11 protein-coding genes and 1 riboswitch are annotated in these 13,397 nt (G+C 62.0%); of the genes, 5 read left to right on the plus strand and 6 right to left on the minus strand.

Annotated features, from left to right (window positions below):
• Window positions 1-65: 65 nt before the first annotated feature.
• From SOP97_RS16870 to SOP97_RS16885, 4 genes are all read right to left on the minus strand, one after another.
• Entirely contained in the window at window positions 66-722 is a 657-nt protein-coding gene (locus tag SOP97_RS16870; RefSeq protein WP_322950231.1) for a DUF6962 family protein, read from the minus strand.
• Window positions 722-2,011 carry a glutamate-1-semialdehyde 2,1-aminomutase gene (hemL, locus tag SOP97_RS16875; RefSeq protein WP_322950232.1) on the minus strand — a complete coding sequence of 430 codons (1,290 nt, stop codon included), beginning with the start codon at window positions 2,009-2,011 and terminating at the stop codon, window positions 722-724. Before hemL ends, SOP97_RS16870 begins: the two co-directional genes overlap by 1 nt.
• A 128-nt stretch (window positions 2,012-2,139) precedes the next feature.
• Entirely contained in the window at window positions 2,140-2,766 is a 627-nt protein-coding gene (thiE, locus tag SOP97_RS16880) for a thiamine phosphate synthase (RefSeq protein WP_274087548.1), read from the minus strand.
• Window positions 2,767-2,779: 13 nt separating this feature from the next.
• The gene (locus SOP97_RS16885) at window positions 2,780-3,574 is read right to left on the minus strand and encodes a hydroxymethylpyrimidine/phosphomethylpyrimidine kinase (protein WP_274087547.1); all 795 of its coding nucleotides are present in this window, start codon (window positions 3,572-3,574) and stop codon (window positions 2,780-2,782) included.
• Between the two features lie 245 nt (window positions 3,575-3,819).
• Between SOP97_RS16885 and SOP97_RS16890 the strand changes: the two genes are divergently transcribed.
• The 5 genes from SOP97_RS16890 to amn all read left to right on the plus strand — a co-directional run bounded on the left by SOP97_RS16890 (window position 3,820) and on the right by amn (window position 11,787).
• Window positions 3,820-6,201 (plus strand): hybrid sensor histidine kinase/response regulator, encoded by a 2,382-nt coding sequence (locus tag SOP97_RS16890; RefSeq protein WP_322950233.1) that lies wholly within the window; start codon window positions 3,820-3,822, stop codon window positions 6,199-6,201.
• Window positions 6,202-6,608: 407 nt separating this feature from the next.
• Window positions 6,609-7,262, plus strand: a complete 654-nt coding sequence (locus SOP97_RS16895) for a TetR/AcrR family transcriptional regulator (protein WP_322950234.1) — start codon at window positions 6,609-6,611, stop codon at window positions 7,260-7,262.
• Entirely contained in the window at window positions 7,259-8,911 is a 1,653-nt protein-coding gene (locus SOP97_RS16900) for an acyl-CoA dehydrogenase family protein (protein ID WP_274087544.1), read from the plus strand. Before SOP97_RS16895 ends, SOP97_RS16900 begins: the two co-directional genes overlap by 4 nt.
• Before the next feature lie 101 nt (window positions 8,912-9,012).
• A riboswitch (cobalamin riboswitch) is annotated at window positions 9,013-9,220 on the plus strand.
• Between the two features lie 54 nt (window positions 9,221-9,274).
• Complete coding sequence (locus SOP97_RS16905) at window positions 9,275-9,955, plus strand: energy-coupling factor ABC transporter permease (RefSeq protein ID WP_274087543.1); 681 nt, start codon at window positions 9,275-9,277, stop codon at window positions 9,953-9,955.
• Window positions 9,956-10,314: 359 nt separating this feature from the next.
• Entirely contained in the window at window positions 10,315-11,787 is a 1,473-nt protein-coding gene (gene amn / locus SOP97_RS16910; RefSeq protein ID WP_322950235.1) for an AMP nucleosidase, read from the plus strand.
• An 11-nt stretch (window positions 11,788-11,798) separates the two neighbouring features.
• On the opposite strand, the gene SOP97_RS16915 is transcribed toward amn, so the two are convergent.
• Together SOP97_RS16915 and ahr are read right to left on the minus strand one after the other, a co-directional pair.
• On the minus strand, window positions 11,799-12,239 hold the full coding sequence (locus tag SOP97_RS16915; RefSeq protein WP_274087541.1) for a GNAT family N-acetyltransferase: 441 nt from the start codon (window positions 12,237-12,239) through the stop codon (window positions 11,799-11,801).
• Window positions 12,240-12,296: 57 nt separating this feature from the next.
• Window positions 12,297-13,331 (minus strand): NADPH-dependent aldehyde reductase Ahr, encoded by a 1,035-nt coding sequence (gene ahr, locus SOP97_RS16920; RefSeq protein WP_274087540.1) that lies wholly within the window; start codon window positions 13,329-13,331, stop codon window positions 12,297-12,299.
• Window positions 13,332-13,397 lie beyond the last annotated feature (66 nt).

The following is a 13,397-nucleotide window of genomic DNA, read 5'->3' on the forward strand; positions in this document are numbered from 1 at the left end:
ACAGGCGTTCAGCCTGGCCGCCGGAACGCGGCGGCCGTCACATTATGAAATAAGCAGTGGCGTACTTACAAAGTCTTTACCGGGTTTTCTTCCATGCTGCCCAGTTTTGCGCTGCCAGGCAGGCTCAGCAGCAGCCAGGCCAGCAACGGATACGCCGGCGTCAGCAGGGCGTGGAACAGATCAATACGCCGTAATGAGCCGATAAAACCGTGAGTACCTACGGCTACTCCGGCCAGCAGAAACAGCCCTACGACCATGCCAGCCACCACTGGCGGCGCGCGCTTGGGCCACTGCACCGCGCCGGCGTAGGCAATCAGCAGTAAGGTCGCCAGATTAAGCAGCAGGCGATAGTCCTCCAGCTGGTTGAGTTGCCGGAACAGTTCGAAGAAGGCGCACAGCCCGAGCAGGATGCGGCCCCAGTTGGCGCGGCTCCATTGCCAGCCCCGGCCCAGCGCTAACGCGGCGGCGCCGAGTAGCGGCAGGCCGAGAAAGCTGCTGGCTTGGCTCAACCACAGATGCGCAGCCTCTGCGCTGGGGTCGAAGCCAAAGCGAATGACTCCGGCCACGGCGGCTGCCGCCGGCAGCAGAAAGCCCAGTAGCGCGCAGAACAGGGCCGGTTGATCGGCCTCGCCATAGTGCCTGCGGGCCTTGCCGATGGCGATGGCGCAGGCCAGGCAAGCCAGCGCCAGCACACCATCTGACAGCGCGGTGCTGAGCTGCATCAGGCGTTCTTCAGCTCGGCAAAGGCGCGCTCGGCGGCGTCGAGGGTGATTTTAAGCTCGGCATCGCCATGGGCAATGGAGGTGAAACCCGCCTCGAAAGCACTCGGTGCCAGGTACACGCCGCCGTCCAGCATCAGGTGGAAGAAGCGCTTGAAGCGCTCAGCGTCGCTGGCCATCACGTCGTCGAAGGTGACGATATCGTCGGCACCGCTGAAATACAGGCCGAACATGCCGCCTGCCTGCGTAGTGACAAACGGGATGCCGGCGGCATCGGCGCGCTCTTGCAGGCCTTGCAGCATGCGGCTGGTGTAGTCAGTCAGTTCGGCGTGGAAGCTAGGGCGGTTGATCAGGCGCAGCGTGGTCAGGCCCGCGGCCATGGCCAGTGGGTTACCCGACAGGGTGCCGGCCTGGTAGACCGGGCCGAGTGGGGCGATGCAATGCATGATCTCGCGTTTGCCGCCGAAGCAGCCAACCGGCATGCCGCCGCCGATGATCTTGCCGAAGGTGGTCAGGTCCGGGGTGACGCCGTAATACGCCTGCGCGCCGCCGAGGGCCACGCGGAAGCCAGTCATCACTTCGTCAAAAATCAGCACCACGCCGTGCTTGTCGCACTGCTCGCGCAAGCCTTGCAGGTAGCCCGGTGCCGGCGGCACGCAGTTCATGTTACCGGCCACCGGCTCGACGATGATGCACGCCACGCTGTCGCCGACTTCGCTAAGCATTTGCTCGACTGCTTTTATGTCGTTGAACGGCAAGGTCAGGGTGTGTTTGGCGAAATCCGCCGGCACGCCTGCCGAGCTGGGTACGCCCTGGGTCAGCAGGCCAGAGCCGGCTTTCACCAGCAGGCTGTCGGAGTGGCCGTGGTAGCAGCCTTCGAACTTGATGATGTTGTCGCGGCCGGTGTAGCCACGGGCCAGGCGAATAGCGCTCATGGTCGCTTCAGTGCCGGAGCTGACCATGCGCACCATTTCCATCGACGGCACCAGGCTGCACACCAGGTCGGCCATTTCAGTTTCCATGGCGGTCGGGGCGCCGTAGGACAGGCCGTGCTGCAGCTGGTTGCGCACCGCGTCGAGCACTTCAGGGTGGCTGTGGCCGAGGATCATCGGGCCCCAGGAGCCGACGTAATCGACATAGCGCTTGTCGTCTTCGTCGGTGACGTAGGCGCCTTCGGCGTGCTTGAAGAACAGTGGCGTGCCGCCGACGCTTTTAAAGGCGCGCACAGGCGAGTTGACGCCGCCGGGGATGTGCTTCTGAGCTGCATTGAATAGGGCTTCGGAACGGGACATGGCAGGGCCTCTCAAACTGGGATGCGGGGCGAGCCGTGTCGCCCCTGTGAACAATTAGTTATGGCCTGCCGTCCGTGGCGGCCAACCTTGGGACGTCGCTGTGCGACGTTAAAAACGGCTCCAGGCCATTAGCCAGGGTTGAACAGGGCGCTAAAGGCGTGGGCGCGGCGCTCGACGTCGGCGGCGGAGTCGGCCGCGAACAGGCCGTGAATGACCGCGACCATGCTCGCGCCGTGGGCAATCAGCGCGGGTGCGTTGTCCAGGGTCACGCCGCCAATGGCGACGATCGGCAGGTTGATCCGGCCTTTGCTGGCATCGAGCAGCGCCACGTCGGCGCTGGGCGCGCCCGGCTTGGTGTTGGAATTGAAAAAGCGGCCGAAGGCGACGTAGCTGGCCCCTTCTTTGGCCGCCGCTTCAGCCAGTTCAAGCTGCGCGTGGCAGGTGCCGCCGATAATCGCCTGGCGGCCGAGCAGGGCGCGCGCTACTGACAAGGAGCCATCGCTTTGCCCCAGGTGCAGACCTACGCCCAAGCGGGCCGCCAGTTCGGCGTCATCATTGATGATCAGCGCCGCGCCATAGCGGTTGCACAGCTCACGCAGGACCTCTGCTTCGCGCAAACGGCGGGCTTCATCGGTCGACTTGTCTCGGTACTGCAGCAGTTTTGCCCCGCCTTTGAGTGCGGCCTCGACGTAGGGCAGTAGGCGGCCTTCGAGGAGCTGGCTGTCGGTGATGGCATACAGGCCACGCAGTTTCATCAGGTGCGCTCCATCAGCAAAAATCTAAGGGCAAGCGGCGCGGAATGTACTGGCCATGCCCAGGTTGTTCGGCATCACGCAGAGTGCGCCAAGTGTAGTCGAGGGCAAACTCGACGGCGCTGACCAGCTCCTGGCCCAGCGCCAGGCGGCCGGCCAAAGTACTGGCCAGGGTGCAGCCCGAGCCGTGGTAGCTGCCGGGTAAACGCTGGCAGGTAAAGGTGTGGCGACTGCCATCACGCGAGTACAGGCGGTTGTGCACCTGATGCTCATCACCATGACCGCCGGTGATCAACAGGTGCTGGATATGCTGCAGGAGCCTGTCCGCGCACTCGTCGGCCGTACCGTCTGGCAGTTCGGCGAGGATGCGTGCTTCTGGAAGGTTTGGTGTGGCAATGGTCGACACGGCGAACAGGCGTTCGCGCATCGCGAAGCCCACTTCATCCTTGCCCAGGGCGCCGCCGCCGCCAGCGCGCAGCACGGGGTCGCAGACCAGCGGGATGCCGGGCAGGCGCTGCATGATTTCCAGTACGGTTTCGACCATTTCGACCGAGCCGAGCATGCCCAGCTTGACGGCTTCAACCGGCAGGTCGCTGATCACCGCATTGGCCTGGGCCAAGACCCAGTCGCGGTCGAGTACGCGGAAATCCATCACGTTGACGGTATCCTGCACGGTCAGCGCGGTCACGGTTGGGGCGGCGTGACAGCCTTGCGCGAGCAGGGCTTCGATATCGGCTTGCAGGCCGGCACCACCACTGGGGTCGTGACCAGACAGGCACAGCACTACGGGGCGAGAAGTAGGCATTTTCATGGTGCGCGAGCTTACCACCAAACCACGGCATAGAGACCCCAGCGCGTGATGAAAGCCTGCTAGCCGGACAATCTGTCGCGCGCCACCATGGCGCTGCAGTGAGGGTCAGCTTGGGGTCTAAAAACCTAAGCAGTTCAGGTTTTTCCTGGGGCTCCGGCACAAATGCCTATGGTAGAGTGCCGGCCTTATAAATAGATTGCTCCAAGGCGCTCCACAGCGTTGCGAGCCAATTCCGGCTGGGCGGCATGCACTACATCCTTCTGTGTTTCTTTATGTTGGTGCCAGGGTTGGCTGGGGCAGTGGTTTTTGATGAGCACACCCGCAGCCTGCCGCTCGGCAAGGTCATGTCGGTGTTTGAAGATGTGCGCGGCGATGCCAGCATCGAAGACATCACCTCGCCGGCGCTGCAGGCCAGCTTCCGTCAGCATGATAAAGAGGTGCTCAACGCCGGCTATTCCCGCTCGGTGTTCTGGTTACGTCTGGATCTTGAATACCGGCCACAGCAGGCGACTGGCGTGCAGCCCTGGTTTCTCGAGTTGTCTTACCCGCCCCTTGACCATGTGCAACTCTATCTGGCCGATGCGCAAGGCCATTACCAGCTGAGTCAGAACACCGGTGATGCGCTGCCGTTCTCCAGCCGTGAGATCAAGCAGCACAACTATGTGTTTGAGCTCAAATTAGCGGCGGCGCAGCCGCAAAGCGTTTACTTGCGCCTGGAAAGCCAGGGCTCGATTCAGGCCCCGCTAACCCTGTGGTCACCCAGCGCCTATCTGGAGGCGCAGCCGGCGCGTATCTATGTGCTGGGCATCATCTACGGCGTGCTGCTGGTGATGCTGATCTACAACCTGTTTATCTTCCTCAGCGTGCGTGACACCAGCTACTTCTATTACATCCTCTACATTGCTTCGTTCGGCTTTTATCAACTGTCGGTCAATGGTGCGGCCATTGAGTACCTCTGGCCGAACAGCCCGTGGTGGGCGAACGCCGCCACGCCGTTTCTGATTGGTGCTTCGGCGTTATTCGGCTGCCAGTTCTCCCGCAGCTTTTTGCATACCGGCGAACACAGCCCCTGGGTCGATCGTGCCCTGTTGTTGATGATGGCGTGTGGCGTTCTGGTGATGACCCTGTCGCTGACGGCCAGTTATGCGCTTTCGCTGCGCCTGGCCACCTACCTGGCGTTGGGCTTTACCGTGGTGATTTTCAGTGCCGGCGCTGTCGCCTGGATACGCGGCATGCGTGTCGCGCGGTATTTCATCATCGCCTGGAGCGCCTTTCTCATTGGCGGGATTATTAACACTCTGATGGTGTTGGGCTACCTGCCCAATATGTTCCTCACCATGTATGCCAGCCAGATTGGCTCAGCGTTGGAGGTCGGCTTGTTGTCGCTGGCCCTGGCCGACCGTATCAACGCGATGAAGGAAGACCGCACGCAGATCCTCCGGGAGGCCGGTCTCAAGCTCGAAGCCTTCAACCAGGAATTGGCCCATAGCAACCGCTTGAAAGACGAATTTCTCGCCACGGTCACCCATGAGTTGCGCACCCCCATGAACGGTGTGATCGGCTCGTTGGAGTTGATGCAGATGCTCGATCTTGACGGCGAGCTGGCGTCTTACCAGAAAACCGCCGCCAGTTCGGCGCGCGACATGATGCGCATGGTCAATGACATCCTCGCGCTGACGGAATTGCAGGCTGGGCGGCTGTACCCGCGGCGTGAGCCGTTTAGCCTGCGTGGCTTGTTCGATGGCGTGCGTGCGCAGTACGCGCCGCGTGCCGAAGAAAAGGGCCTGCGCTTTATTCTTGAGCTCGACGACAGCCTGCCGGACATCTTGGAAGGCGACGCCAGCAAGCTGCTGCAGAGCCTCAACTGCCTGCTGGATAACGCCATCAAGTTCACTTCAGTCGGCGAGGTGTGCGTGCGGGTCTCGCGGGGTGGCACGGCGAGCGATAGCCTGCCGCTGCGTATTGAGATCAGCGATAGCGGGGTGGGCTTTATCGCACCGGCCGATGGCAAGCTGTATCAGCGCTTCCATCAGTTGGACGGCTCAATGACCCGTGAGCACGGTGGTCTGGGCATTGGCCTGGCAATTTGCCGACAACTGGTTGATTTGCTTGGTGGTGATCTCAGTCACGAGTCCCGGCCAGGGCAGGGCAGTCGCTTTCGTCTGGATTTACCGATGGCGCTGCCCGTACAAATCAGTAATCCGGCATCCGTTACCCCACGCAGCAGTGGCCCGGCGCGGCGTGCGCCCGAGCAGTGCACGGTATTGGTCGTTGAGGACAATGCTATCAACCAACTGGTCACCCGCGGCATGCTGCTCAAACTGGGTTATCAGGTGCGCACTGCCGACAACGGCGCTGAAGCCCTGGACGTGCTGCGTAACGAGACCGTCGACGCGGTGCTGTTGGACTGCCAGATGCCGGTGATGGACGGTTTCGCCACCTGCCGCGCCCTGCGCAATTTGCCCGGTTGTGAGCTGCTGCCGGTATTGGCAATTACCGCCCACAGCCACAGCGGTGATCGCGAGCGGTGTTTGGCGGCGGGTATGAGCGACTACCTGGCCAAACCGGTGAAGTTCGAGCAGCTGCGCAATCTTTTGCACGACTGGGTTCTATGCCGCGAGTCCTGATCTTACGATCTGCTGCGCGTAGGCCCTACTGCGTTAAAAGCAGGCTCGGTAAGCCACTTGTGGCTAACGCGCTTTAGCGCGGCCCGTAGGGCGAGTGAAACGAGTAATGCTCATTTACAGCTCGTAAACTCGTATGCGAGCCCAGTCCGCTTGATTCGCTGCGCTCACCCTACGGGCCAGCCTATGGCTGTTACTCCTCTGCGCTGCGTTTCTCGCCTGCTTTGACCAGCCGAAGGCTGTTACTAACGTAGCGCCTTGTATGGCTCTAGCTCGCGAGATCGTAAATACATTATTGAGTTGTATGCGCCAGCGGCTGACCGATACACCCTCTCTTATGCCCGGAATCGCCCTTTAGTCATGGTCTGAATCCTGATTCACTTGAGCGACAGTGAATCAGGATTCAGATTATGGCCTATCGCACCACTGCACTTCGTCTCGATCGTGACCATGCCCTGCGTGAGCGGATTATCAGCGCCGCTCTGGTGCGGGTTGCCGAGGGCGGCTTTGCGGCGTTGACCATGCAGGCGCTGGCTGACGATGTCGGCATTGCCACTGGCAGCCTGTACCGCCACTTCAGCAGTAAAGGCAGCATGGCCGCCGAGGTGTTTGCCGTGGCCAGCCAGCGCGAGGTCGATGCGTTAGCCGCCACCGTGCGTGGCCAAGGCAACCCGGCGGCGCGTTTAGCTGCTGGGCTTGAGCGCTTTGCGGCGCGTGCCTGGGACAGTCGCCAGTTGGCCTTTGCGTTGATTGCCGAACCGGTCGATGCGGAGGTCGACGAACAACGGCTGTTGTACCGCGAAGCCTATGCCGATCTATTCGTCGAGCTGCTCCAAGAGGGTACGGCGCAAGGGGTATTCCGCGTGCAGCAAATCGGCCTGGTTGCTGCCTGCCTGGTCGGCGCGATTGCTGAAGTCCTGGTCGGCCCCTTGTCGCCGCCGGCCCGCACTGCCCGCGAAGCCGGTTATCCCGCCCCTAGCCTGGCCGAAGTCAGCCAGACCTTGGTCACTTTTTGCTTACGCGCCGTAGGCGCCCGCTTGCCCGAAGAGGAGCCTCAGCTATGAATGCCAGCCAACATGCCGAAACCCATGAAGTGTTCAACCAGGTGCCGCCGCTGGATGGCGCCAATTTGTACCGCATGGACCTGCCGCTGCAGGAATGGACCCAGCGTTTCGGCGGTGGCTGGGCCGAGCAGCGTCTTGACGTTTACGGTGGCCTGGCGGGCGGCGAGTTGATGGCTGCGGGCTTTCTCGCCAATGAGCACAAGCCGGTGTTCAAAAGCCACGACCGCTATGGCCATCGCGTGGACCTGGTGGAGTTTCATCCGGCTTATCATCAGTTGATGAGCGCGGCTATCGAGCATGGTTTGCCGTCCATGCCCTGGACCGATCCGCGTGCCGGTGCTCAGGTGGCGCGCGCGGCCTTGAGTTACTTGCACAGCCAGGCCGAAGCCGGCAGCGGTTGCCCGTTGACCATGACCTTCGCCAGTGTGCCGGCCCTCAAGCTGCAAGCTGATGTCGCTGAGAAGTGGTTGCCGAAAATCCTCTCCACCCAATACGACCCGCGCAACCTGCCGATTGAGCAGAAAACCGGCGCGACCATCGGCATGGCCATGACCGAGAAACAGGGCGGCACCGATGTGCGCGCCAACACCACGCGGGCTTATGCGGTGGGGCTTGGCGGGCCAGGGCAGGCGTATGAGCTGGTTGGCCACAAGTGGTTCTGCTCGGCGCCAATGTGCGATGCCTTTCTCACCCTGGCTTACACCACTAAAGGGCTGACCTGCTTTCTGCTGCCGCGGCATCGCCCGGACGGCACGCGTAACGAGTTCTACATCCAGCGCCTGAAGAACAAACTGGGCAATTGGTCGAACGCCTCCAGCGAGGTCGAATTCCGTGGCGCACTGGCTTGGATGGTCGGCGAAGAAGGGCGCGGCGTGCCGACGATTATTGAGATGGTCGCGCTAACCCGCTTCGACTGCATGATCGGCTCCAGCGCCCTGATGCGTCAGGCGCTGACCCAGGCCGCGCATCACTGCGCCCATCGCCAGGTCGGCGGTCGCGTGCTCAGCGAGCAGCCGCTGATGCAGAACGTTCTGGCCGACCTGGCTCTGGAAAGTGAGGCGGCGCTGGCGTTAACCCTGCGCATGGGCAAAGCGCTGGACAATCCGCACGACGAACAGGAGGACAAGTTCGCCCGGCTGGTCACCGCCGTGGGCAAGTATTGGATCTGCAAGCGGGCGCCAGCGATGATCAACGAGGCCGCCGAATGCATGGGCGGTGCCGGTTACGTTGAAGACACCATTCTGCCGCGTCTGTACCGCGAAGCACCGGTTAACTCGACCTGGGAAGGCTCGGGCAATGTGCAGTGTTTAGATGTGCTGCGCGCGCTGTCCAAAGAGCCGGGCGTGCTCGATGCGCTGTTTGTCGAATTGGGCGATGGCCATGGTGATGCGCGTTTGAAAGCCCATATCAGCAAGCTGCAGGCGGACTTTCGCGACACCGCCGACATCCAGTATCGCGCCCGTCAACTCACGGAAGATGTAGCCCTGGCGCTGCAAGCCAAGTTGCTGCTGGAGGCCGGTCATGCCGCGGTATCCGATGCCTTTATCGCCAGCCGTCTGGGCGGCCAAGGTGGCCGGGTTTATGGCACGTTGCCGCGCGGTATTGATGTCGACGCTCTGATAGCGCGCGGTGCAGCGCATCTGCTTTAGGGCTTCGACCTCTCTAGCATGGGTGTTTGTGCGAATTGTGGGGTGCGCCTGAAACTTCAGTCGGGCCCTGCTTCGGGTTCTGTCATTTCTGCGTGCAGCCGGGTAAGGTGGCCGCCGATGGTTCCGCAGCGTGTTACGCGAGTGGATGAAAAGGGAACATGGTGGGTACAGCAACACGTACCGAAGCCATGGCTGCCCCCGCAACTGTAAACGGTGAGCGACGCCCATATGCCACTGGCCGCAAGGTTGGGAAGGCGGGTGAAGTATTAAGCCGTGAGCCAGGAGACCTGCCATCGACGCCGGGCACGATGCCCAATCCCTCAATCCAGATCATCGCGCGGTGGGCGCGGTACAGGAATCTCTATGCACATCGAACCCGAAGTTGTTACTGGCGCCAAACTCTTCCTCAGTTATGCCACCGCCGCAGGTGCCCTTGGCCTCACGGCCAAACTTGCCTTCGACAGCATCCGCAGTAACGGCGGCGTTGCCGCTCTGGCCTTGCGTAGCCTGCTGACCACTGCGTTGGTGTTCTGTTTCTTCGAAGTCTTCCCGCATCAGGCGGTGGGCGTTTCCGAGGTGCACCTGATCCTCGGCTCGACCCTGTTGCTGCTGTTCGGCGCGGGTGCAACGGCTGTCGGTCTGTCGCTTGGTCTGCTGCTGCAGGGTCTGCTGTTCGCGCAGTTTGACCTGCCGCAATACGGCATGAACGTCACGACCTTGCTGCTGCCATTATTCGGCATCCACCTGCTGGCCAAGCGCATCATCGCGCCGGGCACCGCCTATGTGGACCTCTCCTACAAGCAGGCCCTGGCACTGTCGACGGCCTATCAGGGTGGCATCGTTGCCTGGGTGGCTTTCTGGGCGGTCTATGGCAACGGTTTCTCCGGCGAGAACCTGGTGGCAGTAGGCAGCTTCGGTCTGGCCTATATGAGCGTGATCCTGATCGAGCCACTGGTCGACCTTGGCGTGCTGGCCGCTGCCAAGGCGTTCTCTGGTTATAGCCGCGCTCCGCTGTTCAATACACGCCTGCACCAGCCAGCCTGATCAGTCCCTGCCAGCTTGCTGGAGTTGCGCTTCAGTGGCCCGGACGGGCTGCTGATGCGCAGCTTAGCCCTAGGCTGAACAGTGATCGCCTGCCAGTTAAGGCTGCCTTGGCGTGTGGTAAAACGCGCCGCGCGGCTTAATACCTGGCGCAGTTGCTGCGCGTTGGCGGTGCTGGTTGCTTGGTTTGCCCCATGGGTATGCCGGGCACGTGACCCGCTGGCGCGCTGCCCCCATAACCGCTGCTCAAGAACTTGCAGGCGCTGCTCAAGTAGCCTGCCTGCGCAGGCAACGCCGCGCTATCGCCCGTGCCGCGTATCAGGGCAAGATAGAGCCATTCTGTTCAGCCAGGAAGGTGCCTTGTGAACCCTTGTTCCGATGACTTTATTGTTGCCAATACCGCTGAAGAGGCGGTGGATCGACTGGCCGCCCTGCATCTGCACGCGACTAGTGGCTTGAGTGCGGCGCTTAAGCGCTACTTGAAAGAGCGCATCAAGCCCGACGCCGCTGAGCAGTGCCAGTTCCGTTATCCCGAGTTGCGCCTGACCTACCTCTGTCAGGGCGAGGCGCCGACCACGGTGCGCGCCTATGCCAAGGTGCAGGTGCCCGGCACCTACAGCGTCACCGTGACTCATCCGGCGGCGTTCCGTAAGTACCTGCTGGAGCAGTTGTGCCCGCTGATGAATGACTTCACCGTGAAGGTCGAGGTGGGCGTCAGCCAGCAGAATATTCCTTACCCTTATGTGGTGGAGCAGGGCGATGAGCTGGCCGGCTCCGGGGTGACGGCAGCCGAGTTGGTGCGGGTATTTCCCAGTACCGACTTGTCTGCGGCCACCGATGGCACCGCCGACGGTTTGTATGACTGGGAAAACACCGACCCGCTGCCGCTGGCGCTGTTCGATGCTGCGCGGGTGGACTTCTCTCTGCGTCGTCTGGTGCATTACACCGGCAGCGACTGGCGCCATGTACAGCCGTGGATTCTGCTGACCAACTACCACCGCTATGTTGACCAATTTATCCGCCATGGTCTGGACATGCTGGTCGGTGAGTCGCGGTTCACCCGTATGGTGCTGCCGGGCAATGTGGTGATCCAGCGCGGCATGGCCGAAGGCGAAATGCAGGCGATTATCGAGAATGTCATCTGGCACCGTTACCAGATGCCGGCCTATCACCTGCAGGCGGATGATGGTCACGGCATCACCCTGGTCAATATCGGCGTCGGGCCCTCCAACGCGAAGAACATCACCGATCACCTAGCCGTGCTGCGTCCGCATTGTTGGCTGATGATCGGCCACTGCGGCGGGCTGCGGCAGTCGCAAACCATCGGCGATTACGTGCTGGCTCACGCCTACATGCGCCGCGACGGCATTCTCGACCGCGTATTGCCGCCGCATATTCCCCTGCCGGCCCTGGCCGAAGTGCAGCAGGCATTGCAGGCGGCGGCGCGACAGGTGACGGGTGAAGAGGGTGATGAATTGAGGAAGCGCCTGCGCACCGGCACCGTGCTGACCTACGACGACCGTAACTGGGAGTTGCGCTGGGCGCAGGAACGGCCGCTGATCAACCTGTCGCGCGCCGTGGCAGTGGACATGGAAAGCGGCACCGTCGCCGCGCAAGGCTATCGCCTGCGGGTGCCCTACGGCACCTTGCTGTGTGTCTCGGATAAACCGCTGCACAGCGAGATCAAGTTGCCGGGCGCGGCCGGGGCGTTCTACGAGCGCGCGGTGACCCAGCACCTGCACATCGGTATCACCGCCCTGGACCTGCTGCGTAACCAGCTCAACTCGCTGCACTCGCGCAAGCTGCGCAGCTTTGATGAGCCGCCGTTTCGTTGATGCAACAGGCGTCAGCTCAGGCGTAGATGAAAAATCGGGAAGGGCCGCCCGCCGTCATCCAGCGGTGAGCGGCGGTCCACCACGAAGCCCTGACTCAGGTAGAACCCCAGTGCTTTGGGGTTCTGTTCGTTGACGTCCACTTGCGTCGCGCTCAGATGCGTCACTGCATGCTTGAGCAGTGCGCGACCAACGCCTGTGCCGTGGCTCAGTGGGTCGACGAAAAGCATTTCTACCTTGCCCTCGGCATAGCCGAGAAACCCGCTGATATTGCCATCCTCGCCACGGATGCAGCTGAGCTGAACCTGAGGGAAGTACTGCCCAATCAGTAAGGGTTTGAGCAGCTGAATGTCGTGCTCTTCGAGAAAGTCATGGGTGGCGCGTACGGCGGCTTCCCATACCTCAAGCAGGCGCGGGAAGTCGGTGGTACTGGGTGTTTCGATCGGGTACGGCATGGGGGCTCATGAGGCGGTAAAAAAGGGGCAAATCATGCGGCTGATTTACCCCGGCTGTCACTTGCTGGCGTCGAGCACCACGCGGTAACGCGCTTTACCGGCGCGCAGGTGGTCGATGGCCTCGTTGACCTTACTCATGGGGAAGTGTTCGACCTGCGGCAGGATCTGATGGCGGGCGCAAAATTCGAGCATTTTCGCCATGTTGGCCGGCGAGCCAACGGGCGAGCCGGACAGGCTCTTCTGCTTGGGAATCAGGTTAAACACATGCACCGGAATCGCGCTGGGCACGATGCCGACAAAGTGCAGCCGGCCTTTGCCACGCAGGGTGCCAATCATGGCGTTCCAGTCCAGGTCAGCGCTGGCCGTTACCAGCAGGAAGTCCAGGCTGCCGGCAATCGCTTTCAGCGCAGCGCTGTCGGTGGAAGCGACTACGTTGTGTGCGCCCAAGCGCTTGGCTTCATCCTGCTTGCTCAAGGACGAGGTGAAAGCGGTGACTTCGCAACCCCAGGCATTCAAGAAGCCCAGCGCCAAGTGGCCGAGACCACCGATGCCAACCACGCCGACCTTGTCGGTGGGTTTTACGTCGAAATCCAATAGCGGGCTGAACACCGTGGAGCCGGCGCAGAACAGCGGGCCGACCAGGGCCGGGTCAAGGCCGTCCGGCAGCGGCAGCGCCCAGGCCCAGTGGCTGCGCAAACGGTCGGCAAAACCGCCGTTACTGCCGACAATCGTCGGTTTCACCGTGCCGCAGAGTTGGTGCGCACCTTCCATGCACGAGCTGCAATGCATGCAGCTGCCCTTGTACCAGCCGATGCCCACGCGCTGGCCGAGCTTCAGGCCACGCGCTTGTTCGCCGAGGCGGACGATGGTGCCAACCACTTCATGGCCGGGGATAAAGGGGTAGCGGGCATTGCCCCATTCGTTGTCGATCATCGACTGGTCGGAATGGCAGATGCCGCAATACTCCACCGCCACTTCGACTTCTTCAGCGCCCAGTGGGCCGGGGTCGTAGCTGAACTGTTCGAGGGCGGCGCCAGGGGCTTTGGCAGCCCAGCCGGTAAAGGTATCGACAATCGAATCGGACGAACTCATGACAATTAGCCTCGGTGCGGAGAACAGGACCCAGCCAGCATAGCCGGGTCTACCGAGGGCGTGCGC

The organism is Pseudomonas spirodelae (assembly GCF_034653255.1).
GTDB classification, from domain to species: Bacteria; Pseudomonadota; Gammaproteobacteria; order Pseudomonadales; family Pseudomonadaceae; genus Aquipseudomonas; species Aquipseudomonas spirodelae.

Bases quoted from the DNA above. Each gene is read 5' to 3' on its own strand.
- SOP97_RS16870 (WP_322950231.1), bottom strand. From the start codon at position 722: ATGCAGCTCAGCACCGCGCTGTCAGATGGTGTGCTGGCGCTGGCTTGC.
- hemL (WP_322950232.1), bottom strand. From the start codon at position 2,011: ATGTCCCGTTCCGAAGCCCTATTCAATGCAGCTCAGAAGCACATCCCC.
- thiE (WP_274087548.1), bottom strand. From the start codon at position 2,766: ATGAAACTGCGTGGCCTGTATGCCATCACCGACAGCCAGCTCCTCGAA.
- SOP97_RS16885 (WP_274087547.1), bottom strand. From the start codon at position 3,574: ATGAAAATGCCTACTTCTCGCCCCGTAGTGCTGTGCCTGTCTGGTCAC.
- SOP97_RS16890 (WP_322950233.1), top strand. From the start codon at position 3,820: ATGCACTACATCCTTCTGTGTTTCTTTATGTTGGTGCCAGGGTTGGCT.
- SOP97_RS16895 (WP_322950234.1), top strand. From the start codon at position 6,609: ATGGCCTATCGCACCACTGCACTTCGTCTCGATCGTGACCATGCCCTG.
- SOP97_RS16900 (WP_274087544.1), top strand. From the start codon at position 7,259: ATGAATGCCAGCCAACATGCCGAAACCCATGAAGTGTTCAACCAGGTG.
- SOP97_RS16905 (WP_274087543.1), top strand. From the start codon at position 9,275: ATGCACATCGAACCCGAAGTTGTTACTGGCGCCAAACTCTTCCTCAGT.
- SOP97_RS16915 (WP_274087541.1), bottom strand. From the start codon at position 12,239: ATGCCGTACCCGATCGAAACACCCAGTACCACCGACTTCCCGCGCCTG.
- ahr (WP_274087540.1), bottom strand. From the start codon at position 13,331: ATGAGTTCGTCCGATTCGATTGTCGATACCTTTACCGGCTGGGCTGCC.